This is a genomic window from Binatus soli (SeqCode), assembly GCF_050015535.1.
GTDB classification, from domain to species: Bacteria; Desulfobacterota; Binatia; order Binatales; family Binataceae; genus Binatus; species Binatus soli.
Window position 1 is genome coordinate 16,529 of record NZ_JBEKBF010000016.1, and the last position, 24,320, is coordinate 40,848.

Annotated in this window: 19 protein-coding genes; all 19 read right to left on the reverse strand. The window is 58.3% G+C overall.

Features of this window, described 5'->3' with window-relative positions; all coding sequences use genetic code 11:
• Nucleotides 1-26 precede the first annotated feature (26 nt).
• The 19 genes from ABR989_RS13170 to ABR989_RS13260 all read right to left on the reverse strand — a co-directional run bounded on the left by ABR989_RS13170 (nt 27) and on the right by ABR989_RS13260 (nt 24,284).
• A complete protein-coding gene (locus ABR989_RS13170; RefSeq protein WP_428129297.1) occupies nt 27-755 on the reverse strand; it encodes a class I SAM-dependent methyltransferase in 729 nt (242 codons plus the stop codon).
• A 337-nt stretch (nt 756-1,092) separates the two neighbouring features.
• Nucleotides 1,093-2,673 carry a hypothetical protein gene (locus ABR989_RS13175; RefSeq protein ID WP_428129299.1) on the reverse strand — a complete coding sequence of 527 codons (1,581 nt, stop codon included), beginning with the start codon at nt 2,671-2,673 and terminating at the stop codon, nt 1,093-1,095.
• Nucleotides 2,674-2,945: 272 nt separating this feature from the next.
• Complete coding sequence (locus tag ABR989_RS13180) at nt 2,946-4,751, reverse strand: hypothetical protein (protein WP_428129301.1); 1,806 nt, start codon at nt 4,749-4,751, stop codon at nt 2,946-2,948.
• Nucleotides 4,752-4,765: 14 nt separating this feature from the next.
• Nucleotides 4,766-5,461, reverse strand: coding sequence for a class I SAM-dependent methyltransferase (locus ABR989_RS13185; RefSeq protein WP_428129303.1), 696 nt, complete (start codon nt 5,459-5,461; stop codon nt 4,766-4,768).
• Between the two features lie 71 nt (nt 5,462-5,532).
• Nucleotides 5,533-6,228, reverse strand: a complete 696-nt coding sequence (locus ABR989_RS13190) for a methyltransferase domain-containing protein (protein WP_428129306.1) — start codon at nt 6,226-6,228, stop codon at nt 5,533-5,535.
• Nucleotides 6,225-7,094, reverse strand: coding sequence for a DUF3473 domain-containing protein (locus tag ABR989_RS13195; RefSeq protein WP_428129309.1), 870 nt, complete (start codon nt 7,092-7,094; stop codon nt 6,225-6,227). Before ABR989_RS13195 ends, ABR989_RS13190 begins: the two co-directional genes overlap by 4 nt.
• Nucleotides 7,094-7,915, reverse strand: coding sequence for a hypothetical protein (locus ABR989_RS13200; RefSeq protein WP_428129311.1), 822 nt, complete (start codon nt 7,913-7,915; stop codon nt 7,094-7,096). The genes ABR989_RS13195 and ABR989_RS13200 overlap by 1 nt, the downstream gene beginning before the upstream one ends.
• 206 nt (nt 7,916-8,121) lie before the next feature.
• Nucleotides 8,122-9,162, reverse strand: a complete 1,041-nt coding sequence (locus ABR989_RS13205) for a thioredoxin domain-containing protein (protein WP_428129313.1) — start codon at nt 9,160-9,162, stop codon at nt 8,122-8,124.
• Nucleotides 9,163-9,296: 134 nt separating this feature from the next.
• Complete coding sequence (locus ABR989_RS13210) at nt 9,297-10,040, reverse strand: hypothetical protein (RefSeq protein ID WP_428129316.1); 744 nt, start codon at nt 10,038-10,040, stop codon at nt 9,297-9,299.
• A 48-nt stretch (nt 10,041-10,088) separates the two neighbouring features.
• On the reverse strand, nt 10,089-10,823 hold the full coding sequence (locus ABR989_RS13215) for a hypothetical protein (protein ID WP_428129318.1): 735 nt from the start codon (nt 10,821-10,823) through the stop codon (nt 10,089-10,091).
• Nucleotides 10,824-11,593: 770 nt separating this feature from the next.
• Entirely contained in the window at nt 11,594-13,699 is a 2,106-nt protein-coding gene (locus tag ABR989_RS13220) for a polysaccharide biosynthesis protein (protein ID WP_428129321.1), read from the reverse strand.
• Between the two features lie 385 nt (nt 13,700-14,084).
• Nucleotides 14,085-15,083 carry a glycosyltransferase family 9 protein gene (locus ABR989_RS13225; protein WP_428129324.1) on the reverse strand — a complete coding sequence of 333 codons (999 nt, stop codon included), beginning with the start codon at nt 15,081-15,083 and terminating at the stop codon, nt 14,085-14,087.
• Between the two features lie 361 nt (nt 15,084-15,444).
• Nucleotides 15,445-16,566 carry a DegT/DnrJ/EryC1/StrS family aminotransferase gene (locus ABR989_RS13230; protein ID WP_428129327.1) on the reverse strand — a complete coding sequence of 374 codons (1,122 nt, stop codon included), beginning with the start codon at nt 16,564-16,566 and terminating at the stop codon, nt 15,445-15,447.
• Between the two features lies 1 nt (nt 16,567).
• The gene (locus tag ABR989_RS13235; protein WP_428129330.1) at nt 16,568-17,641 is read right to left on the reverse strand and encodes a glycosyltransferase family 2 protein; all 1,074 of its coding nucleotides are present in this window, start codon (nt 17,639-17,641) and stop codon (nt 16,568-16,570) included.
• Between the two features lie 96 nt (nt 17,642-17,737).
• Nucleotides 17,738-19,210 (reverse strand): hypothetical protein, encoded by a 1,473-nt coding sequence (locus ABR989_RS13240; RefSeq protein WP_428129332.1) that lies wholly within the window; start codon nt 19,208-19,210, stop codon nt 17,738-17,740.
• A gap of 203 nt (nt 19,211-19,413) precedes the next feature.
• A complete protein-coding gene (locus ABR989_RS13245) occupies nt 19,414-20,748 on the reverse strand; it encodes a hypothetical protein (RefSeq protein ID WP_428129333.1) in 1,335 nt (444 codons plus the stop codon).
• 142 nt (nt 20,749-20,890) lie between these two features.
• A complete protein-coding gene (locus tag ABR989_RS13250; RefSeq protein ID WP_428129336.1) occupies nt 20,891-21,907 on the reverse strand; it encodes a hypothetical protein in 1,017 nt (338 codons plus the stop codon).
• The gene (locus ABR989_RS13255) at nt 21,889-23,262 is read right to left on the reverse strand and encodes an oligosaccharide flippase family protein (protein WP_428129337.1); all 1,374 of its coding nucleotides are present in this window, start codon (nt 23,260-23,262) and stop codon (nt 21,889-21,891) included. The genes ABR989_RS13250 and ABR989_RS13255 overlap by 19 nt, the downstream gene beginning before the upstream one ends.
• 224 nt (nt 23,263-23,486) lie before the next feature.
• Nucleotides 23,487-24,284: a GumC domain-containing protein gene (locus ABR989_RS13260; RefSeq protein WP_428129340.1), complete on the reverse strand. Its 798-nt coding sequence runs from the start codon at nt 24,282-24,284 to the stop codon at nt 23,487-23,489.
• Nucleotides 24,285-24,320: the final 36 nt, after the last annotated feature.

Genomic DNA, 24,320 nt, shown 5'->3' on the forward strand with positions numbered 1-24,320 from the left:
GGCGCCAGCGTTGGCGCATGAGCACTCTAGCGGCGGGTTGCCACGATTGAAACGCGCGAACCATCTCGGTAATCGCGCAGGTCGCGCCAGTTGCCGATGCCGGCGCGATGCCAGTCATAGTAGGAAAGGCTCCATCCAAAGCTGGTCAGCATCGTTTCGAGCGCATTCCGACTCGGGGTACCGACCAGCGCGTACAAAGGATCGCCCGGTTGGCCCACCAGAGAATTCGCATCCCGATCAACTCCCTCCTTCGTGAGGCGGACTATGCAATCAGTAGTCGACGGATCGATGGCGGTATCCAGGATGAGGTGCTTCGGATTCAGCCGGGCAATCTTCGACAACAACAGCATATGGTGAGGCGTGTGATAGAAAAAGCCGAAGCAGAAAACAGTATCTATACTGTTAGTTTGTAGCAGTGCGATTTGATCAAAGACATCTCCGGCTATGAACTGGTACCGCTCCGCGCCGATTCCGTATTCCCGCGCCGCGGCTATTGCGGATTCCACCAGGTGCGAGCGGACTTCGATACCAGTGACGTGCCGAGCGCCGGCTTTCAGGGCCGCGAAACTCCAGCGTCCGTCATGTGCGGCGAGGTCGAGAATTGTCTTCTCCCGAATCAGCTGTTCATTGGAACTGATCAGGGCGCGGTATCGCTCGTTCAACCGCTCCGGCGTAGCACCGACCACGCTGGAGGAATAGAAGCGCGGATATTGGTCGAAGAATCCCGGCTTCGGAGCGCTGCTAATCAAGCCCATCTTTTCGGGGGCGTGGCGCAGCCACAAAGCGGCACGGCTCAGTACTGAAGCTCTCAGCCTATCTGGTCGCGTAACCTGCAGATTTCCGGCAGCCATCGGTGGAATTTTATCCGGAATTTCCATTTTTAATCGTGATTCGGACTAGCACCAACACCAGGCGATCTGCAAACGGAAAATTCAAGCCCGGTTTTGGGTGCAAAGGGCTTTCCACAGCGCCGGGAGGAGCGGGTTTACGTCTCGCAGCCACGCAACGCCCAGAAATGCCGTTTTCCCGACCGGTCCCGCAGACGCTTCTCCCCTCCCCCCATCTGGCAGGAGTGGAGCGCGCGTGATCCGCTCACTGATCGGTCGCTGGAGCAGATGGCGCCGGGGGTATCGGTGTGGGCAGAGCAACTTCGCCGGTACGCTCCGGGCGCCCGGTTTTGGCTGACCGCACTTCATCTGGATTAGCCGAAACCTGGCGCTTTATTTCCTCCGGCATGGACTTCATGAACTCGGCTCGCGACCGAGCGCCGTTGCCCAAACGCTCTTCCAGTACATGCAGAAGGAAGTGATACCTACGACTCGACGGTTTAAGCCGCAACATCTCCTCCAGTTCATGCTCCGAGCCTTTGAGATCGTTCAGCCGCCGGTATTCCACATACAGATCCTGATGCCACCGTGTCGCTTGCGGAGCCATTATGGTCCTCGCTTTGTACATAGTCAGCGTGTCTTTCCAATAGCACTCTACTTTCCAAAAGCTTAAGGACCACGCAATCAGCATCAGCGCCGCCACACTCGACCAAAGTACCCGATTGCCGGAGCGGCTCCAGCGGACAAGACAGTCGGCCGCGATCACGCACCATCCAAAGGCAGGCAGGTAGAGATAGCGATCCTGTACCAGATCCCAGACACCTCCCAGGTTCATCATTGGTGCGATCGAGACAAAAAACCAAATTGCACAAAAGAGGTAGAGCTTTCGGCGCGGACTGCGGCGAGCTGCCAGCCAGCTACCGATCGCCAGCAACAGAAGGAGTGCCACCGGAACGTAGAAGCGCGGCGAAGAAAAGCTCTTAACCCAGTCCAGCGGATGGGCCGGCCCCGCCAGCCACGGAACGCCCAGCATTGCGATGTAGTACAACATGACCCCGGGCATCGTGGCGAGCAATTCACCGACTCTTTGCGCATATCCCAGCCCCACGCCAGGGCTCGAGTCGACCACCCCGTAAAGACCCATTACCAAGTAGCGTGCTATCAGATACCCAACGCACGCTACCAGGTATCGGGCGCATTTCATCAGTATTTGCCATATCGTCAAGGAACGGCGCTCACTCTCCAGCTCGCCCCGTTCTCCAAACATGAACAAATACGCGCCCAGCAGAACCGGAAATACAATAGCCCCTTCGAAAGACAAAAGCGCCGCGACGAAGCAGGCCACCGAGCCCAGCCGCATGCGGCGGTCCTTTGGACCCTCTACCGCCAGAGAAAACGCCGCTAATTCAAATCCGGCCGCCAAGGGTTCCGGCAGGGCCGAGATCCATGTGACCACTTCGGCATGAGCGGGAAGTACACCGAACAACAACGCGGCCAGCAGCCCCACCGTCACGTCCCCGCTTAAGACAGCGGCGGCACGGAACGCGAGCAATACCACTACCAAGTGCAGCAGAATCTTGGCTGCGTGCCAGGCAATAGGATTGTAGCCAAAGAGATGAAACCCGAGAGCAAACCAAAGGTTTTGCAGTGGCCGATAATAGGATGCCTGCGGAAGGCTGGCAGGATTCTTAAACCAATAGGTGTCACGAAAAAACGACTTCCAGACGAAAGACCACTGGCCAATCAAAGGGTTTCGCTGGATCACGGTCAAGTCATCGAAAACAAACCCGTTGAAGAGGCTCTGGAGCGAGACTAGCGCAACCAGGCAGACAATCACGGCAAGCATCGCGGCGTTTACTCTGGTATCGACGATCCGGCGTCTTTCCGATGCTGGTGTGGAGTCAAATCCGCGGCTCGGACTCGTTATGTCAAAAGGTCTTCTCAGCATCAGTAACCTGCTTATAGTTCTACTACCGCCAAAATGTCCGCAAAGGTCAAGTGAGCTGCCGCTCCTTACCTAACAGTCGCTCGAGGCTACTCCTTTCAAGGGAAGTTCTTCGATAATGAGGCAGGTAAACCGCGATGAAAGCCCGTCAAAAGGCCCGCGAGCGGCGCGGCTCAATATCCGCAGTCATAGGTGATCCGGCCTCCGGCTACGTTTCCGCCGAGCGTGAAGAGCATGTTGAGCGGTCCATTCGTCACGACACAGGTCTCCGGTGCGCTGGCGCCGGTCATCGCGGCGCAGAGGCAATACGGCGACCGCGGCCATTGTACGCCGAAGTTCATAGTGCAACTGGTCACCGTACCGCTTCCAGGCTGGATTATCCCGCGCCGGGGCGAGGAGCCGCTGGCCAAGGCCGGTGAAGTTCCGCACTTGCTGATATTCGTATTGTTCGGACCATATTGCCCAGGCTCGTAGCTCTTGTAATCGACGCCGCCTACGTCTGCTCCGGCGGACGAAATATAGATGTTGTTTACGTAGTCAATTCCCGGCGGAGCCTCGAGCGTGCCCATAGCCAGCGTGCCATCGACGCTATAATCGAGGAGTTTGTTGTTTCTGTCGTCGATGTATGCACCGGTGCCGGCCGCCAAGCTGGTGCCTGACGCACATTGGGCAAGGCCGTAGTCGGGCCAGTCCGTTGAGGAGCTGATGCCGTTGCCGCCCGTCAGGGTGTCTTCCTCGATCAGCCACGGGGTCATATCACCGCCGGGTCCCATGCCAGAGTTGCACGCCGATACATCGGCAATGGTATTAGGCGTTGCCAGCAATCGCAGTGAGTTAGTTCCCTCGACGTGGCTCTCTCTAAATTCGCCGCCGCCATTCAGCACGACTACAGCCGCGCCGGCGACCGGATTTGCCCCTGTAACCTGAATGTTCTCAATGGTCGTGTTGAGTGCGCATCGCACAGCGCCACTGGAACACATGTCTATGTTGATGGCCGGCAGGAGACCCAATCCACCAAAGTATCCCGCGATGTAGCCATCACGGATGACATTCGAGTTCCCCGCCTGAGCGCCCCAGTGAATGCCGCCGTCGCCCCCGGTCAAGTAGAATCGCTCGATGACGTTATTCGTCACTTCACCACCGCCTTTCAGAATGTCGATCCCATAGGTCAGCCCGCCATGAAACCCGTTGCAGACTCCGGTCGCATTCGCACAAGGATTCGGGCTAGTCACTGCCGAAACGGGAAGGTCGATGATGTCGTGAATGTGATTCATCGACCAGCTGTTGCCGCCGCTGGCGACGGTGACCAGGATATCCGCGCCACTCAACGCGTTGCGTTTGAAACCTAGATTGTCGATCTCGTAGTTGTACGCGCGATTGCCCGGGAACACGATGGCGGGCTGTACGGAGCCGGAGGACGGCTCGTTATCGATCCAACACCCCGTTCCCATGTCGTTCCCGTTCCAGTGCGGCTGCGAAGCGCAGGTTACGTGTGTACCGTCGCCCGCGCCGTTTGCCGGGAGCTGAATGCACCCCGAAGGACTACCCGCCGCCGGACACTGGAGATGGCAAAGAGGCATCAGTATCTTCACCGGTCCGGTCAGCACGATCGGCGCTGCCATCCGGGTCGCGCATGACACGCCGGTCGCATCTACGGTCTGACCAGAATAGGTGACCGCGGCCAGCGCATTGTTGATCTTGGCGTTGGGGGTAGAGCCCGAAAAATTCTCCGCATAGATGACATCGTTGGCGGCAGCCACGACGATCTTATCGGCGCCGTTGCCAGAATCAGGGGTGACGCTAACCGCGCCTGTATAACTCGACAAGCTCGCACCGCGTGACTTGGACATCGGCGCGATGATGCAGACCACGCTCAATCCAACCGCTAGGGTCAGTTTCAGCCGCCTCCTGGCCCTGGTGCTGACGCCTTTGTCGCGGCTCAGTTCGATCTCTCCATAGACACTGGCTTGATGGCGCAAGGCTTGAGTCCGACTCAGCTAAAAGATTTGCAGAGCAGGTTAGCCTTGAGACCAACCAACGGCGGACACCATCGATGAATCAAGAAGTACAACGAGGGGCACCACCTGGAGATGGGGCGTCCGACAGGTGGAATGAGAGCGCCGCCCACACTCCGAACGATATCACAATTTGGAAATAGCGAACGTAGGGATCGCCGCGTCATGGCCTGATATCCGCGCCCGCCATAGCGCCAATCGACGATCAGGAGGAATCCGCCTGGCTTGGTGACTCGCGCCATCTCGCGAGCGATGCTCGCCCAGATGCTCGTTTTAGTCACACGGACAAATATGGTTGATCCGATGACCAGATCGAAAGCGGCATCAGCGTAAGGAATATTGCAGGCATCCGCCACAATTAAAGTGCAAGCCGGGAGCCTTCGCCGCCCCTGCTCGACGACGGAAGGACGAATATCGATTCCGTGCATCATTTGAGCCGGGAAGCCCAGTTCCATCAGATGGAGCAGCCTCGCGCCCTGGCCGCAGGCGACATCAAGGACAGCAGCGTTACTATCTGAGCGCAGGCCGGCGACGGGCCTCAAGGCTTCGCAAACAGAGCGCTGGTTGGCCAAATATTGAAAGAGAAGACCCCGGTTGAGCAGCAGGTCGTCGCGGTCATCGCCTTTCTCGACAGTTCTGCGCGAGTAGAATTCTTGAATTTCGGTGACGTTCATCTGCCCTTTTGGCTCAGGCGCGCCCGCGTAGCTGGGTAGTGTCTCAGTTTGTGATGGTCGCTTGAGGATGCTCAGGATTGTTGCCTGGAATAGGCTGTGACAATGTAGGAGCCACCCGAATGGTACAGTCTCAGAATGTCAAGTTTGCCAAACCCCGCTTTGGCGAGCAGACCTCGCACCTGCTCTTCGTCGTAAGTGTACACTTCGCATCTACCCAGCAGCTTATAGCGGTAATAGCGGAGCGGCGCCCGGAACCAATGATGCGCATTGAACGCGATCACCGCGAATTTCCGGACCAGCGGCCGCAGCGCCGACAGGAACGCTGCGGGATCGGCTACGTAGTCCATCACACCCATCACAATGGCGTAGTCGAACGAATCCAGGCGCTTGGTAGAGGAGTCACGGGGAGGAAACGGGGCGCAGATGAACTCGCACGCTGCCAGTCCCAGCCGGCTGCAGTCCTGCCTCGCCAGAGAGATCATTCCCTCGGCCAAATCGATTCCGACTACCCGGTCCGCACCTCGCCGAGCGGCTTCGAAACAATAGATGCCGGAACCGCACCCGATATCGAGAACGGTCTGACCTCGCAGGTCGGGCCCGAGGCGCTCGAATGTCAGTTGGTAGCGTTCCTGAATGTCGCGCCGGAGCCAATTATCGAGCAGTCGCCAAAAGAGATTTCGCTTTCCCCCATAGAGCGAGTCCCACTTGGCGGCAAAACCCGAGAAGAATTCCCCAGCCTTTGCTTCCTGGGCATGGTCAGGAGTCACACCGGTAACTCGCTCACCGGCTTCTGGTCGAGGTAATCGATAACTCGCGCAAACGAGAACGCGCTGAGAAGAGCACGCAATTTGGCGGCGGCGGTCTTTTGCCCGACGTAAGTTCTGAAGCTCTTTAATATTCCGATTCCGCGGACCTTGCGTACCATGCTCCCGACCTCATACGGATGGAGATAAACGACCGTGGCTACCCCTTTGCGGTTCGACCCCCTGAACAGCGCTTTGGTCACAGCCAGCGGATAGAGCCGAAAATATCCTCCGCCGCCGTACGGAATATTACGACCGAATATCCTAACCGTGGACAATGGCACCTCGATCAGTCCGTTGGGAAAGCGAAAGGGAGTGGTCGGAAAATCGCTGATTCCATATACGTCGTGCAGACCGGTTGGATATACACTCGAGTCGTACAGAAACGACTTTTCGCGCAGCAAGTCGAACGCCCAAAGATTCGACCTGGTAATCGAGAAATCGGGCGCGCGAAACCCGTACACGCGACCGCCGGACGCGTCTTCGAGTCGGCTCTTTGCTTCCTCGAGAAACGCGGCGACTTCGTTTCGCTGGAAGTTATACAGCCGTTTGTGGAACAGGCTATGACATCCGATCTCGTGCCCGGCATCGGCAATTCGCCTGACCAGACGGGGCATATCGCGAGCTATTCGGCCCAGGATAAAGAAGGTGGCCTTCTGCCTGAACTCCTCCAGCAGGTCCAGAATCGATCCGGTATTGGCCTCAATTTCCTCCGTTTCCAGCCGCTCCGAAATATATTCCTCCGGGACGCGCATCGATTCGTGGGACGACTCGATGAATCCCTCGATATCGAAGGTCAACAGGTTTGACGACGAGGTCTGATTCGTCACTACAATTTGACAAGTACGGCACGCCGGACGCTGGAGTTGGGCGCTCCCTGGGATATCTCTTTAGCCCGAATTCCGAGCCCCCTGGGAATCGGCTCGCGTTTGAGTCCGGCAGGCGGCCGGAATTCCCCGGCCTCGATTGACCGCGACGCGACGCTCGTGACCACAATTTTCACTCTGAACTCCCTGAACTCCGCCGGCTTCTCCGGTGCGGCCTGCTTCTGATCCGATACCGCAGGGCTCACGGGCTCCTTCGTAGTTATCGTAGTGTCCAGCTCAAGTGGGATTCCCTGCGGAATTTCGTCAGAGGCCGCAGCAGACGCCTTCCCGGATTTCGCCAAGGCGCTTTTCACAAACGCGGCGTAGTCCTGGGCACCCGGAGCATCGGTCGAATAGCACGCTTCTACAGAGTAAGGAGCGCTGTCGATCTCGCCCATTCCTGTGTATTGATCACAGCCATATCCAGCCAGGGTCAGGTGTTTCCCGGTTTTTTTATATTTGACCATCGGCGGCAGAATCCGTCTCATGATGAGTTCGCCAATGGTAGAAGGAGGCGGGAACGGCAGTTGGTAATACGCTCCTCTTCCTTTAGTCAGCACAAGAACCTTGTCGGCAGAGAGATCGATGAAGAGCTGCATAGTTCCGATCACGATCTTCGCTTGCTGCCCCTCAATCATCTTTGTGTACGGCGTGGACGAGGACTTCACACCGGGGAGGGTGCTGCGCGTGGCATCCTCATGCCCCTGAATAACCACACCGGCGCCAGCCACCCCAGCCCAACCCGCTATTATGATAGAGGCAAAAGCAATTGCACTCAGCTTCATGATTTTCCTTTTGGCGGAACGCTCAACAGAAGACTCGCGGGCACCCGCATAAATCAAACAGGAACAGAATTTCAACCAATCCGGCGGGTCAACAGGCTCAGAGCGGCCAAAGATAGCCCGAACCAGGTTGAATTTTGCTCGAGACCGGCAAGCAGCATTTGATGATCCGCGACATTACCCACGGGCCCCAGCCGCGCAACCAGCCGCTACGAGTTGTTCGCGGCCGTCTTCGTCTGGCGAGGCTCGGGGGATGCCAGCTCCTGCTCAATGAGGTCGCGCAAGGTCTCAGAGTCCGTCGCCCCGCTTATGAAGCGGCCGTTGATGACAAAGCTTGGCGTGCCCGTCAGACCCAGTTTTTTACCCTCGGCCAGCGTCTTTGCGATAGCCGGCGCCTGGGCTCCGGAATCCAAACAATGGCCGAATTTTTCCGGATTGAGTTTAAGGGTCCCGGCAAGCGCCTTGAGGTCGCTTACCTCCAGCGCGGTCTGGTGGTCGAACAGCCCATCATGATATTCCCAATACTTACCCTGGTCACCAGCACATCGCGCGGCCTCAGCCGCTTTCTCCGCATTATGATGCATCGGCAGCGGGAAGTCTGCAAAAGTCAGGGATGCTTTGCCGGCGAACGTTCCTTCGACCAGTTGCTTAAGCTCAGCGGCCACCTTCTTGCAGTAGGGGCACTGATAATCGGCAAACTCAATGATCCTGACCGGAGCATCGGAGGGGCCGGTAGTGGGTGCGTCGATTGAGCCGATTGAGACCGCAGGCGGCTCGAGCGCGATATGAACGTCAGCCTTCTTTCGCAGCTCCTTCACATATGCAAGCCCCGCCTTGGTGCGGCGGAGCTGGCGAATGCGGTCCAGAATCTGCGGGCGCATGGCAGAATATGGCTGATCGCTCTGCAGTCCTTCATAGAAGACCTCCAGTTGGTCCTCGGTCGGATCCTTCACCTGCTTGGCGGCATGATTCTCGAGCAGCTGATCCACAGTGACCTTCTCGCGGCGCGCCTCGCTCTCGAGCACTTCCTGATCGATAAGTTTGTCGAGCGCGGCTTTTTCGGTCAGGTAGTACTTGTACCGGGCCTGGAGCAGGTCCGCGGACTCCTTCTGCTCCAACTCGTCACGTGTCAACGGGTGTCCGGCCACCCGAGCAACGACTGACGACGCGTCGTTCGCGAGGGCCTGACCGCTCCCAAAACTGCCAAGCGCACACACGAGTGCAAGCGATATGAATACACGAAGAATCACGACTGCTGACCCTCTTTATTGTTTTGATTCAGATACCGGGACGAGCCGAGGGCACACCGTTGGCGCCCTCGGCTATTGCAGCACAGAAAAAGAGGAACGCACGAGCGGTCGTGCGTTCCTCCGCAAGCGCACAATCAAGGAACCTCAACCGGACAGCCAGCAGCAGCGCAGACACCGGTCCCGTACGAACCACCGCTATTCTGGGTGACGTAGCACTCGGGCGCCAACACTGTCGTATAATCGCTCGCAGGCTCGCCCGTCGACTCGAACACTTGTTCCGCAACGGCCGTTCCGCCCGTAGCGAACCTGTTCAGATCGTGAGTGATCCAGGAGAAAAGCGAAGAACCCGGAGTGGTGAGAGCGTGGAACGCCACATTTCCAGGGAAGCCGTTCGTTCCGTTGGTCGGATCGCACTGCTTTATCAGGGGGTTAACGAGCACACCGTAAAGAGGGTTGGTGTTGGTCTTGACGATCTTGATGGTGCCCGTACTCAGCGGAACTCCGGTTACGGGGGCCGAGGTCAGTAGCGTGTTTACGTTAAAGTCAAGACGTCCCGCGGGCGTGATCGGGCACGCGCAGCATTCCTCCATTTCCTCCGCTGCGTCGAACACGTAAATGTTCGCGCAGGCATCTACGGGTGAGCCGTACGTGTCGGGATCCACGATCCTCAAAGTATCGACTGGACCGCCTGTTTGCGCGTTGGTGAAATAGTTGACTGCGAACGGATCCGTAGCCGTTGAATTTGCAGCCGCTAAAGAAACCGCACCGAAAACCAAACCTGCGGACGCCAACACTCCCAGCGCCGCTTTAATTGCCCCATTTCTCAACATAGCTGACTCTCCTTTTCCCGCCGATTTAGCGGGTAACATAATCGCCATTCGAACAACCGATCAACATCCCGCTCTGGGTGACGCACAACATGAGCCCTAGCGCTTCTTGTGTTTAGCAGTGGCAGTATAACCGACTTGTGCGGCCGGGCAAATGCACGTACCCTGGAGGCTGCCCAACCTAACGACATCGGCGCACGCCAAGCCCAGCCCGGGGTCCGTGATTTCCCCCGTACCCGGAACATCCGCTTGGAAAATCGTCTCGGTAATTTGCGTAGTCTGGATATGGTCTCCCCAAGCTATCAGTTCAGGAGTGGGGGCCAGCGCGAAGCCTTCGGCCGCCGCGGTTGGATCGCAGCAGACGCTGGTGTTGGAGTCGCAACCTGCATATGCGGGCTGCGTATCCCCGTATGGAGCTGGAGTGCTATTTGGCAAGCTCGATATGATACGGACCGAGCCGTCGTGGATGAGGCCCCCTGTCACCGCGTTCACCGCCACTTGGGTTGAGATGTTGAGGGTCAACAGACCATCAGCGGTTAGCGGGCATCCGCAGCAGGCCTGCAGAGATTGCTCGGTATTGAAGACGTAGATCATTGCGCAAAGTTCGCCCTCTCGCGCGTAGGGGGCCGTGGCCGTTGGAGCTCCCTCGAGGGGAGCGGTGATATTGATGTAGGCCGTGCCGGCACCGGCGTTGGCGTTGCTGAAATAATTCTGCAACTCCGTTCCATACTCTTCGGACTCTGCCGCCGCCATGCCTGACCACGCGAACGTCGCGATGACCACGGCCAGCAGAATCGCCGTGCTTGTGCTCAGAACTCTCTTACCTAAAAGCATTTTGTATTCCTCCCTGATCGTTCTAACGCCAAACAAATCCCAAATCGTCACGCGGGACAACTATGTCATAAGTTAAAGCCCTCCCTCCACAGAATCTCCGTTTGGGATGCCCCTACCGACCTGCGGCGGGCTCCGGCACCTGTCTCCCCCCTCGTCGCGCGAATCCGAGCGTCAGAGGTTAAGAGACAGGCCTCAGTTCCCCGCCAGATTTTTTGCACTTCCAGACCTCAGTTTCCGCACTTGCTTCAAGTCCCGTGTTCTATAGCAAAAAGTCTGCGCGCATGGCAAGCGGAAATTCTCTTTACCAGTGGTCTCTATTCGAGCGAAACCCGGCAAATTTTCAGTACTTCCGAACCGCTGTTTCCGCGCCCGTTTCGAGCCATGTGCTCTATAGCAAAAAGTCTAATCGCAACGCAAGAGGAAATGAGCGTTCACCCATTTTAACGATTTGATGGGACATCTCACGCTGTCCACGTGAAACGACCTTCGTACCAGCTCCGCTTGCACACGCAGCCGTCGATCTTCTGAAGCGGCTGTCGGACAGCGCCGGACGCGCCCTGCAAGCTGGTCCGCGCGATGCGCGCGGACCAGCGTTCAGCCGGGCCGAACCAGCGGATGCAACTGCGCACGACACGCATCTTGACCTGTGGCCGGCGCCGCAGCCACGCATTAGCGCAGCGGGAACTTCCAGATCGCATAATCAACTGTAACTTCGACCGTGAATCCCAGGCAGCCAGCGTGAAACGCGCGCCTTGAGCGCACGGCCGCGTCTACTTGGAAGGCAGAGGTTCCATCAACAGAGCCATACCCGGCTCGGTCCCATTGGCAGGCTCGGCCCCATTGGCAGGCTTGGCCCCATTGGCAGGCTTGGCCCCATTGGCAGGCTTGGCCCCATTGGCAGGCTTGGCCCCATTGGCAGGCTTGGCCCCATTGGCAGGATGGTCTTGAGTTCCGCCGGGCGCAGATGGCGCCGCACCCAAGGAAGCACGGTCCTGGTGCTGGCGGCCAAGTCCGTCGAAGGAGGGAACGATCTCGCGGAGCATCCGAACCGTGCCGTCCGCATCTCCGGCAGCCGCGGCCATCTCGAGCATTTCAACTCGCTGGAGCAGCGATCGCCGATGGGGCTGCTTTTCTTCACGAACCCGCAAGATGCCGGGAATGGCGGATGGTTCGATCTTTTCATCGGCCGCAAACATCTCTTCGCAGAGTTTTTCGCCGGGGCGGAGGCCAACGTACTCGACCGCTATGTCTCTGTCGGGGACCAGTCCCGAAAGTTGGATCAGGTGCCTGGCCATCTCGGCGATCCGTGTCGGTTCGCCCATTTCAAGCAGGTAGATCGCGCCGGGTTTCATCAGCGTCGCTGCATGGAGGACGAGCTGGACCGCCTCCGGGATGAGCATAAGAAAACGCCGCATCCCGGGATCCGTCACCGTGACCGGCCCTCCGGCGCGTATCTGTTCGAGAAATCTGGGTACGACGCTGCCGTTGCTGCCCAGCACATTGCCGAAGCGCACCGCTCCCAGCTTCAGGCCGGTTTCCTCCGCGATGGCTTTGACCACAAGCTCCGCCGTTCGCTTTGAGGCGCCCATGATGCTGGTTGGATTGACCGCTTTGTCGGTCGAGACGAGGACCAGCCGATCAACCGCGGCGCGCGCGGCAACCTCGGCCAGCATGCGGGTTCCACGCACATTGTTCTTGATTGCCTCGCATGGGTTGAGTTCCATCAGCGGCACGTGCTTGTGCGCGGCAGCGTGAAACACCAGCTTCACGTCCCATTTCCGAAACGTCTCCTCCAGTCGAGTTCTGTCACATACATCGCCAACGACCGCCGCAAGTTCGCACTGCGGATTCCGATCCCGGAGCTCCTGTTCAATGCTGTACAGGCCGTTCTCATAGCGCTCATACATGACCAACACTCGCGGTTTGAGCGCCGATATCTGGCGGCACAATTCCGAGCCGATGGAACCCCCGGCCCCCGTGACCAGGACACTCTGGCCTTCGATAACGCCGCGCAGCCCCGCCGGGTCCAGTCCCACGGGCCTGCGGCAAAGCAAGTCCTCCAACGCAACGCTGCGCACGTCGCCCATCCCCACCCGCCCGTCCAGCACGCTCGGCAAGCTCGGGAGAATTTTTATCGGCAGGCCAAACGGCTCGAGCACCCTCATGATGCCGCGGATCGTCTCCGCTCCCATCCTCGGCATCGCAATCAGCACCTCCTGGGGGGCGTGCCTGGAGATGATCGCCGTCATTTCGGCCCGCGTACCGAGCACGCGAATGCCACGAATCATCCGCCCGACCTTCATGCGATCGTCATCAACGAACCCGACCGGGCTGTAACCGTAATCCGGATTGTGCATCATGTCGCGGACGATCAACTCTCCGGCGTCGCCGGCGCCAAAGATGAGCACGCGTCTGCCCGGCTCGCGACTGCCCCGGTCATACAAGATCCGCCGAAGCGCGCGCGCCCCACCAAGGAGCGCAATTACCACGATAGTATCGATGGCGTAGACGGTTCTCGGTATCCAGGGACAATCGATCGCAAGCGTCACGAAGGTCGCGAACAGCAGCGTCCCGACGACTGCTGCGGCCGCCAGATTAATCAGATCCCACAGACCGGTGTAGCGCCAGACTCGATGATGCATTCCGAAGGCGAATGCAACCAAAAACCTCGACGCCAGCAACCACGGTACAGTTTGGAGGTACGCAGTTAGTTGATGCGGCGGGATTTTGCCATCGAAACGAAGAGCGAAAGCCGCATAGTACGAGAGTGCAACCAAGCCGCCTTCGATCAAATGGATCAAAATCCACTGGTAATTCAGCAGCCGGCGCAAAACAAACCCCCTCACAATTGGCCGTTCCGTTTGACCGTCGAACAACTTAACTTCCCCTCGTTGCGAACGCAACTCGCGCCATCGCCCATCTTCATCAACCCTTGCACACTTCGGCTGGAGTACCGAGTTTTCTCTTTTGACGGCACGCCTCCTCCAGCGTTCCCTGCAAAGCTCTGCGCCTTCCTTGTAGGGGAAACAGGTTCGGAACGCCAGCGATCATGGCACCCCAAGTGAAGGCGCCGAGAATCATTTGGTGGCTTCGATGAGCATGGTCGCCGAATCAGCCATATTTTTCGGTACCGCTCCGAAACAAGATCCGCGCCACCGCTCCGGGTTTTAGCACCCGGTGGATTTCAGCCACCGCCGTTGGGCGAGGGACTTGCTTCGTGTAGTGCTCGATAGATTTTCGCACCCATCATTAGTCTCCGCTTTAGCCGGCAACAAGGGCCTTCCCCATCGCCCCGAAGCCGGCGCTTCCAACCTGGAGCAGAAGATCCTCAACTGCGCCCAACACCTCGGCTACGGTAATTGAGGTCATGCAGCGCTTGGCGTACACCGTACATTCCGACAACTGGCAACCCGCGCATGGGACATCGTGAAAGATAACTCTGTGCTGATTGCCGTATGGAAACCAAGTGCCCGCCTGGTTCTTTGCGGTATAGATGCCGACGCAGGGAACGCCAGCGGCGGCGGCCAGATGCATCGGCCCGCTGTCGTGGCCCAGGTAAACGTCTGCGTGCTTCATCACGGCAGCGGTTTCCCTTACGGTAAGGCGCCCACAGAGATTCACGCTGGGCCCGCGCCATCGTATCCGCATTGCTTCGGAGCGCTCGTATTCGCTGGCAGCGCCGACGACGGCAAGCCCGTAGCCGTCGGTCGCAACAGTGAGTTTCTCGATCATCGCCAACCAGTTCTCGGCGCCCCAATCCTGGATTTCGAGCGCCGCGCCGATGGAACAGACGATTAAACCTGCCGTTCCCCTTGCCGGCTTTACTGCTTCCAGCGCCCGCTCGCGCTCCGTCGGTGACAGGCGCAAATCCCAACTGGTCGAATCGTCGAGCCGAGCGTCGCCCAAGCTGCGTACCGATCGGGCGAGCCGCTCAGCCTCGTACTCGTAGCGCCTGCGCTCGGGAACCCAGCGATACGGTGCGGTTCGCTCTTCGAGTGACATGTTCGGCATCGCTCGCACACCGCAAAGTTTGAAGAACGCCAGCTCCGAGAAGTGCTGCTTGGAGTCACGGGGCCCCGTCAAAACGATCAGCAAATCCGGCCTCCAGCTGCGGATCCGCCGGCACAGATCCCACTTTGTGCGCAGTCGGTTTCGAACCTCGCCGTGATCGACCTCGAAATAATCATCGACTAATCCGGTACCATCGAGAATTGCCTTGACCGAGACTGAAACCTTCGTCACCGGCGAGTTGGTCAGCACTCGCCGCTCGGCGTTTGGAAACCGGCGCGCAATCAGATGAAAGCAGGGCAGACAGACAATCGTGTCGCCGACACTTCCAGGGCGGAATATCAGTACGCGCGAAGGATCTTCCGAAACCATGGCCTCGAGTGATTTTATTCTTTCTTGAGGCCGAGTCGGCCTCGTTGATTTATCGTCCTCGTCTCCCTCTCAGGACCGGAGGACCTCACCACCATCTGTCAGATTAACTCTTGGCTTCTACAGGCGATGCCAGCAGCTTCTCTTGAAAAGCTTCAAACCCTTCTCTCGCGACCGGCATGCGATAGTGCTCCAGCCAAGCGAGCCGAATCGTGATAGCAGGGGTTGAAGTCAAAACCGGTTCTCACACCGCCCCGGCCGCCACCATTTCGCCCAAAAATGCCAAGTTCCGCTCGACCGCGGCCTCTGTACTATCAGGATCGACGGGGAATGTCACCACGCGGCGAACCAACTCCTCTGCGGTGGGACAACTTCCTTCCTCATAACGAGCTATTCGAGAAAGCTCGGCTCCTCTCAGCGGATGAACCGGAGAACAGTACCAGTCCCCGAGCGCAATCTTCCTCGCTCTCGCGCGGTGCAGCACTCGCGGCTTGTCTTTCGTAACAACTGGATAGCGCAACAGTACCGTCTCGGGACTGATCGGGACACCATCGATTCCCAGCCGACTGCAACCCGTGGCGTATTGTTCGGTGATCGCCCGGCGCCGCGCAGCTCTAGGCAATTCGCGGCCCGATTTCCTCGCCAGGCGCTCCTGAAGAGACGTCGGCATCCGGCGGCAGTAGTCGTCGCTGAGCCGCCCCTGCATTTCGTCTTCATCAAAGCTTCCAACCATTATTCCGCGCGCGGACAACTGCCGATAAATGTCTCGAGCCCACCAGAAAAGTGTGGGATGCCGAAACAACTGATGCAGACGGTATTGTACTCGAACCCGCGCTACGTCTTTGAATGGAGGCAATTTGAATCCGCCATATACGGTGCGTACTCTCTGCAATAGCGCCGCAGAATTCACCACGCCGACACCGCCAAGTCCAATCACCAGCGGCTTGCCCCATTCAAAGGAATAGAACGCCGCGTCGCCGAACTGTCCAATTTGCCTCTTCTGGTAGGTGGATCCGCAGGCGTGGGCACAGTCTTCGATCACCGTTGCTTCATATCGCCGGGCCAGGCGCAGAACCTCTTCCAGTTGTGCCGGAATCCCAAATGTATGCTGTACGATGACTGCCTTGGTCCGCCTGCTCATTTTCCTTTCGAGGTCGACCAGATCAAACGAGTAGGTATCGCGATCCACATCCACATACACCGGACGGGCGCCAAGGCCAACGATCGGAGCGGGCACCGCCAGACAGGTGAAGGCCTGAAGAACGACTTCATCTCCGGGCTGCACTCCCGCCGCTCGGAGCAAGGCATACAGAGCCACCCGGCCGCGATAGAAGTGGAAAACGTTTGGGGAGCTGAAATCGGTCATCTCACGCTTTCTTCCACCCGGCGGCCCTTCGCCAGAAAGCCGGCATAACCGCCAGCTTGAGGCAGCCCCAGAGCGCACCCAGCCCATACATGCTATGAAAAGCCGCGAACACACGCGGTGCTATGAAGGCGTATCTTCCATCCCCCGCTCTTCGCGCGATGTCAATCGATGCGGCTAGATTTGCGACGACATAGCTTCCTAAGATGGCCAGCAGGAGCCACCGCGCCGCCGGCACAAACACACCCGCCAGCGCGGCGCCCACGACGGCGCTGACAAAAGCAAGCGGTACCAGATGCCGCGGCGAAACTGGAAAGTGGCCGGCGTACGCGAAGCCGAAAACTCCCCAGTACCCATCGCTGAAGGCACTCATAAGAAACGAGGTCCAGTCGGTACGTTGATAATAGAAGCATGTGGCGCCGGGCACCAGCAGCATCTTGCCGCCGCTGCGGCGCAAGCGGTTGTTGAAATCCATGTCCTCGTTGCGCGTTATTCGCTCGTTGAAACCGCCCAGTTCGAGCAGCTTTTCCTTCCGGCAGCAGAAGTACGGCACCACATCTGTAGCCTCGGGCTCGGTCAGATTGACGTATCTGTAACGCGACCCTCCAACCCCGAATCGATGCGACATGCATTCTACGATCACCTTACCCCTCAAGCTGTCGTCGCGGGGGATACTGCGCCGCATCCCGCCCACGTCATCGGCATCATAAAGTTTCAGCGACTCGACACACCGGCGAACGTACTCGGCCGAATATACGGCATGCGCATCGATCCGCATCACTATTTCGCCCCGGCTGGCGGCGATTCCGATATTCAGCGCATACGGCGTCAGCCGACGCGGGTTGTCGATAAGCCGGATGAACGGGTATCTCTGCGTGTACTCGGTGACGATCTCCCGAGTGCCGTCCTCGCTCATTCCGTCAACGACAAGAATTTCCAACTCTTCCTTTGGAAAACCATTAGCCAGGACGCTGTCGAGACACATTGCGATGAACTCCCGCTCGTTGCGGCAGGGAATGAGGATCGACACCCTGACGGCCCGGGCTCCCTGCTCCGCCGTGTCGGCAATCCTGCGCAAGTCACTCCCACCTACCATCTGAACCTGGAAACGCAACGCTCTACTCTTCGCTGGATCGGGTAAATGTGCGAATCTCGGTGCTTTCTCAGCATCCTGCTAGGGACTCAGTCGCCATACGATGAAGTAGCGGTCGCTCGAAACGTAATCGGGAGGACCGAGGGTTATAGTGCCGACAGCGCGACAAGTTGGATGCGTGTGCGGATCGCAATATGTGATACTGCGCAAGTCCGCTGACGGGACCAGCCATGAGCCGCCGAGATAAAACAGCCACCGAATCGGCATACCCAACTTGTCGCAATAGTCCTGGAGAAATCGGAGAGAGTTATCGCTGGTCTCCATCTGCTCCACAAATCGACGATTCGCGGTAAGCAGGTCCGCCGCGAGTATTGGATCGTCGGTGTTGAACGCCAGATAGCCCGGATTGTCGGAGACAAGTATCAGCTGGTTGTCGATTCGGTGCGTCTTCACATAGGCGACAATTCTTTCCAGAGGTTCCGTACGCTCCGCATGCTGCGGGAGCAGCATCAGCGCCACCACTCCGGCTACGCCGACGGCCAGCGTGGCTGTGAACAATGCGGGACGATTATGGTTGAGAAGAATACTGGCCGTGAAAGAAAGCAGGATAACCGGCTCCACGTAGTACCAGTACCAGTATGAGCCGTAGCGCACGAATAGCGTGATGTACACGCAAGTTGCCAGACATCCGAATAGGTAAACATAGGCAATACCTAGCGCGGTATTTAGGCGAACCAGGCGTGGCAGCAGGATCAGTCCGGCGATTAGGGGAATGTATCCCCAAAACAGGTTGTACCCGCCGATGCTGGAGGCAAAGATAGTCGGGAAATAAAAGCCCTTTAGTACCACGTGAGGAAAGGAAGACTTTATCCAGCCGTGTATGGGAACGAACCCGCCAAAGAAGACCGCGTTCGATATCAAATATGGAGCGACAATCAACGCGCAAACTCCCGCCGATCGCAGTGCGGGCAACAATCGACGGTCAATGGCGAGGTACCACAGGTACAGCGCTCCGACCAGGAAGATCGAGTCCAGCCGTGAGAGCAAGACCATCGCGGCGGCGAAGCCGATCAGGCCGGAAAGCGGTTTCCGCGCAATCGCGGTCCTGACCGCGAGGAGGGTCAGCCACGAAAGCGCGCAGTAAAACAGGTGCGCCTCCGAGAAGAGGACTGCGAAAACAGACAGAAAGACCATAGGCAAGAGCGTGAATAGAGGACCAAGTCCCAGCAGATCTTCGACTTTGCGAAAGTTCCACGCTCCCAGGCCTAGCAGCGACGCGGCCAGCGGCACTGGATAGCGCGCGTTCCACAGTAAGGACGGGCTGAACCGAGAGACGACGTAGCTATAAGCGCCTAGGACATATAACCAAAGAGGGTGCACGCCATTGGTAGGAACGACTCCGGAAAAGGTCTGACGGCCGGAAAGCACCAGGTTTCGTGCGACCACAAGATAGAAGTACGAATCGTCTCCAGTGAATGAAGTCGGATGCCAGGACCAACTGAAGACTGCCAGCAAGTAGATGACTAAGAGGGGGATTCTTTTGTACGCGATCAAAGTGTGTGAGATTTTCCCCCCTGCGCTATCTATCGGGTGAAAACTGCCCACGCTGGCCGGAATCGCTGGCTTGTTACTCCACATGCCGAAGCCTGAAGTGACTGATGCGACGCACGGTAAGGCCGTAGATCTGCATCTCAAAAGAGTGAAGGCGCCGTGAAGAAATCACGGTACATGCTGCTACGCAGCACCCTGTACCTGATTCAGGACTCAGACAAGTAGCCCCTGAGTTCTGCGCCGGAAACCAACCACAAGTAGCAGGCAAACAAGACCCAAGCCACGTCAGTCACGGTGCTGCGCAAGGCAAACCCAGTCACGTACAGGGCGATTTCGTAGTACAAGACGGTCAGCGGAATATACCCTGCGTTATGCCTGCACACCTTAACATACGCCAGGCTCGCCAGGGCAGACAAAACCAGAAAAAAAATGGACGACCCGGGCAGCGTCCAATCGAGGGCCATGGGGAACAGCATGCTGAACACATTTGTGAGAGCGCCGCTCCTGTTCGGTGAGAGGTCGATCTGCTCAAAATTTCGCACGACCCTATATCCAATCCATCCTGCCGGTCCGTCGAAGCCGTAACGCCCTAGACCTGGCGTTTGCCACACGTCCCAGTTCTCACCGAACCACGTGGAGAACGCGGCTGGGTAACCCACGAACTGCACTCTGGCGGCGCTCAGGCTGTACTTTACTAGTACCTCTTCACGTTGCGTCGACACAGGAGTCGAACTCGGAGCAAAGGTGCCCATGCGTATCAGCAGCACTATCACATAAAAAAACGTCAACGCTACGAGACCCGAACCCAACGTAGTCAACGCCCGCTTCCAGTTTTGCCATAGCCGCCGCTCGCCAATGTACGCGCGCGTCGCGCAATAGCTCGCAATCCAGTTGATAACGAACCCGACCAAAGAGCTTCTCGTGCCGAGTACAAACATTTCGAGAAGAGCCGGCACTACCCCAGTAAACGCGGCCAGCTTCTCGAGGCGAGAGCCCCTACACGCGAAGATCATGCCTCCCATGTAGCCAGCGAGACAGACAAACACGCTCATAACCAGGAACGCGGCCGGCTCCCGGTAATTCGGATCGCCGTATCTCAACCCCGAGAACTGCGATGCGATGGCGCTCAACGCGCTGATCGACAAAAGCGCCGACAACGACCTGCCCGAACTCGAGACGAGATACACCACCCCAGCCGTGCCCAGTATTGCTGAAGCGAGCAGAAGCGGGACTGCCAGCGGCAGAGGCAGCCCTTGCGACGCTACTCCCTCAGAGGCGGACGGCCGATACGAGGAACTCTCGCCGCTCGAAACGAGAAGACCCCCGAGATGCGCGGTACAACTCATGAAAAGTACCCATAGGATCCCCGGCCAGATGCGAAATTCGGGCGCAATCGAAAGACTCAGCACGCCAACCGCGGCCCACATCAGGCCGAAGAAAGCCCCGGGCGCCAGCCAGCTACCAAGTTGATTGCGTGCCAGGTTACTCTGCAGGATGATTAAGCCGACGACCGCTGCAGAAAGTGGCCAAGTGGTGTCCATCGAAGCGCGCCTACTCCCGATCGCTCACCTTTGGAGATGAAATCGCTTCTGAGTAGCCGTTAAGAGTCTTGGAATCGTAGGAAGCCGCTCAACGTTCGCCATTTTGGAGCCGCGAATGTTCGAGGGTGCTCGGCCGTGCAGCTCAGATCGTGTAACCATACCGGCGCATCAGCTGGCTCGTGATCAAGGTAACGGTCCTACGGTCGCGTTCCCTCATCGCCCTACGCCACTCATCATCGATCCGAAGGTCCACACCGCCTGAATTGAATTTCACCGGGTTGCCACTGATCGCGTGATTGACCCCGAGCTTGACGTAGGTCCCGTCAATCATTGAGAGATCGGGTCTGCCAAGCTCGAGCTCATCCAGCGCACGCCCTATTGCCTCTCTCGGATCTCGCACCAGATCTTCATACCGCAACCGGGCATAGGGAATCTTCCGGCGGCGCCTCAAGTGGGGTATCCCCGAAGCCGACGCATTGCGCCAGGTCCACACCAGCGCGCTTGTCACAGCCCCTTGCCGGGGCAGAATCCGCGTGGTGCCATCCTCGTCGAATGCGAGTGTGCTGCTTGCGCTCGAAGTCAACACCGGTTTGCGATGTTGCGAGGCGTTGTCGCCGCGAAATTGAGGTTTACGGCGTGAATTCGAGAACGCGACTGCCCGGCTGTCCCTAACCAGATGGAGCACCCTCAAGTCGATGCCCGGAATTCGAGCCAGCACCAGCGCTTGCGACACTTCGCGGCTTGAGTCCACCACGACGCTCTTGCCCGCCACCTGGCAGATAGCGCGGTATAATCTGCTCAGGGCGTCCTCATAAGCCCGCGGCAGTTTACTCCCGAGCAGTTCCGCCGGGACCCGGTTCAGAAGCATCAGCATCGGTATATACCGCTCCCGAGCCAACGACCTGTGCATATTCAGCATCGCTCTCGCGTCCAACCGCTCGAACGAGCCGAACGCTTTCTCGACCACAGCGCGCCAGAACTCGCAATGCCGGAAGCGCTCGCCGCATCCGCACGGTTCGTTCTGCTCGAAGCCCTCGTGCCAGATGTTCCTGAGCTCGCCAACATAGACCGAGTCACTCAAACCATCCAGTATCTGCCCGAGCAGAGTACCTCCGCTGCGGCCATCGCCCGCAATATAGATTACTCGGCTGGCTTCCATGATGAGGTCGGTCGGAACAAAAGACTCGCGGCCTTGAGGATTCGCCGATCGGTCAACCCCTCAGATAGCCGTATCCCCAAATCTCTGCTTATTAGCCGATTTAACCACAGGTTCCACAAACACATGCTCGCCACCGTTGCAATTGCGGCGCCTACCGACCCGAGCCGCGGCACCAGCAGGATACATAGTGCCAGATCAACGAGAGTCGCCCATGCGAAAATCTTGGCGGCGGCATCCTCCCGCCCGGTTATTATCGCGATAGTAGTGACCGGCCCGGCCGCCGAATTAACCAGATTCCCGACGACCAGAATCGCCAAGGCACTGTACCCGGCCGAGAATCCTGGTCCAAACGTCGCCAGGATGCGCCCCCCTCCCGCCCACAATACGAGCGCAACCAACAGCGATGGCCAGACCGCCACCGCCACGATTGTCCGGGCCAACAAATCGAATCTAGTCAGATCGCCGCGACTCCACGCTTCCGACAAGATCGGCCCGCCCCTCGCGTTGACCACACCTAGGACCAGGCTCCCCAGCCCTGCGGTCCTGGCCGCGGCTGAATACAGACCAGCCTCCCCGGGTGGTCTGAACAGGCCCAGCGTCAGGAGATCGGCGCGAGACAAGACAACGTAACACCCGGTCACCAATAGGAGCGGCAGAGACGCTCTCAGCCACAGAACGGTCTCGAACCTTGGCTTCGATCCCCGCGCTGCCGCCGGAAGCACGATTTGTGAAACAGCAAACTGCAGGACTAGCGTGACGGAGAGAGAAAAATATCTCGCGATCATCAACAGGGTCGCGCTGAGATGCCCGCGCATACCTTTCAGCGCCAGCGCGAATCCCACGCACAACAAAGGATCGGCCAGAACCGGAAACAGATAGGCAAGAGCGACGCGGTTGAGAGAGTGGCTGATCTCGCTTTCCAGATTCGACAGGGCTGCGGCCGGCACGAGCCAGGTGCCGAGTAACAGCACTATAACATCGAGGCTGCCCGGTCGTATGATCGACAAGACAATAGTCAGCAGCGCCGCCAATGCAATGCTGGCCGCGACAGTGAGCTGCCTGCTGCGCCGTACTATTCCCCGTAATCCAGACCAATCATGTCTCGTCACGTAGCCAGGTACAAACCGCATCACTGCCATAGGCAGCCCAAGTCCACTGACGATTGCCAGGATTTGCCCAAGCGCGATCGCGTAGACGTAGTTGCCATAATCGGCCGCTCCCATCCAGCGCGCGAAAAGCACCTGCGAGCCGTACTGCAGGCCCGTGCCCGCAACCCAGACTAGAGCGACCGCCGCAGAACCCGTTAGCAGGGGCGTCATCACGCCGCTTGCTTCAGGCTCGGGAGCGAGCTCCATCCCCGCGCCAGGCGCTTGGGGCGGCTGTGCGGAATCAGTGCTTTCCTTGCGCGACACTCAGGACTCGGTTGTCAGAGGCGGAATGGACCCGGCCGTTCGCCGATTCCGACGATGAGGATCAGGCGATGGTGCACTTTTCAGAACCCAGGGTAGATACATATTGGCCAGCGGGCTGCGTCTGCGCGCGTTTCGCGGCCGGAGGCCGGAGTCAGCTCGCGCTCGCCTTATCCATAGGTCAATTGCTCCCGAGTCAGTATGATGAGGCAGGAAATGAACAACGTCACCACAAACGCAAGACCGCTGACCAGGAGCACGCTTGGAGAATACGGCCTATCCGACGCCCTCGGAGCATCTATTACCTTAAAGGCGAAATTAGCATCCACCATGGCGAGCTTCTGTTGTTGCAACTGTTCGGCGATGAGCTGAAAAAGCTGCTGCTGGAGCAAAGTGTCGGGAGTAGATCCCGCCTCGTCTCTTAGTGATTTTGCAGTCGCGGTGGTGGTGCCGACCTGTTCCTCTCGAAGCTTTGCTCTCAAGTCATCAACGTAGAAGCCGAGTATCGTCTGCGCCATCGCGCGGTCCCGATCCTGGTAGTAAAGCGTCAGGTTCCCGGTGCTGATCGAATAGTCGCAGGAGAAGCGTGCCTGCAGCGTTCGATATATCTCCCAGGCTGGATCGGGGTGTCGATTCCACGGACGCCAATGCCTCGTACTCAGCAACGCCCGTTCGAGATGGTGGTTTTTGACCATCGCCAAGCTGAATTGGAAGCTCTCGACGGTCGTAATGAGCTCTTCAGCCCGAGAGGTAGGCACAACCTGGTCGAGCAAAGAGGAGACGTTGAGCGGACGCTCGCTGACGGCCAACCGGTTTGGCATCAGTTCGGATACCGGGCGCAGCACGGCTTCCGCCCGATACCACTTGGTCATCACGAACATCGCCAGGAAAGCGCAAGCCAACGTAGCAACCGATGTTCCATACGCCAGCAATTTCCAATTGCGAGCCAGCACAACCAGCGCCGGCAAGCGCGGCGGTTGGAAGTGACCGGCTCGACGCTCCCC

What these genes read in the sequence shown, in the direction of transcription:
- ABR989_RS13170 (WP_428129297.1), bottom strand. Translation starts at nt 755, where the DNA reads ATGGGCTTGATTAGCAGCGCTCCGAAGCCGGGATTCTTCGACCAATAT.
- ABR989_RS13175 (WP_428129299.1), bottom strand. Translation starts at nt 2,673, where the DNA reads ATGCTTGCCGTGATTGTCTGCCTGGTTGCGCTAGTCTCGCTCCAGAGC.
- ABR989_RS13185 (WP_428129303.1), bottom strand. Translation starts at nt 5,461, where the DNA reads ATGAACGTCACCGAAATTCAAGAATTCTACTCGCGCAGAACTGTCGAG.
- ABR989_RS13200 (WP_428129311.1), bottom strand. Translation starts at nt 7,915, where the DNA reads ATGAAGCTGAGTGCAATTGCTTTTGCCTCTATCATAATAGCGGGTTGG.
- ABR989_RS13210 (WP_428129316.1), bottom strand. Translation starts at nt 10,040, where the DNA reads ATGGCGATTATGTTACCCGCTAAATCGGCGGGAAAAGGAGAGTCAGCT.
- ABR989_RS13215 (WP_428129318.1), bottom strand. Translation starts at nt 10,823, where the DNA reads ATGCTTTTAGGTAAGAGAGTTCTGAGCACAAGCACGGCGATTCTGCTG.
- ABR989_RS13230 (WP_428129327.1), bottom strand. Translation starts at nt 16,566, where the DNA reads ATGACCGATTTCAGCTCCCCAAACGTTTTCCACTTCTATCGCGGCCGG.
- ABR989_RS13245 (WP_428129333.1), bottom strand. Translation starts at nt 20,748, where the DNA reads ATGGACACCACTTGGCCACTTTCTGCAGCGGTCGTCGGCTTAATCATC.
- ABR989_RS13250 (WP_428129336.1), bottom strand. Translation starts at nt 21,907, where the DNA reads ATGGAAGCCAGCCGAGTAATCTATATTGCGGGCGATGGCCGCAGCGGA.
- ABR989_RS13255 (WP_428129337.1), bottom strand. Translation starts at nt 23,262, where the DNA reads ATGGAGCTCGCTCCCGAGCCTGAAGCAAGCGGCGTGATGACGCCCCTG.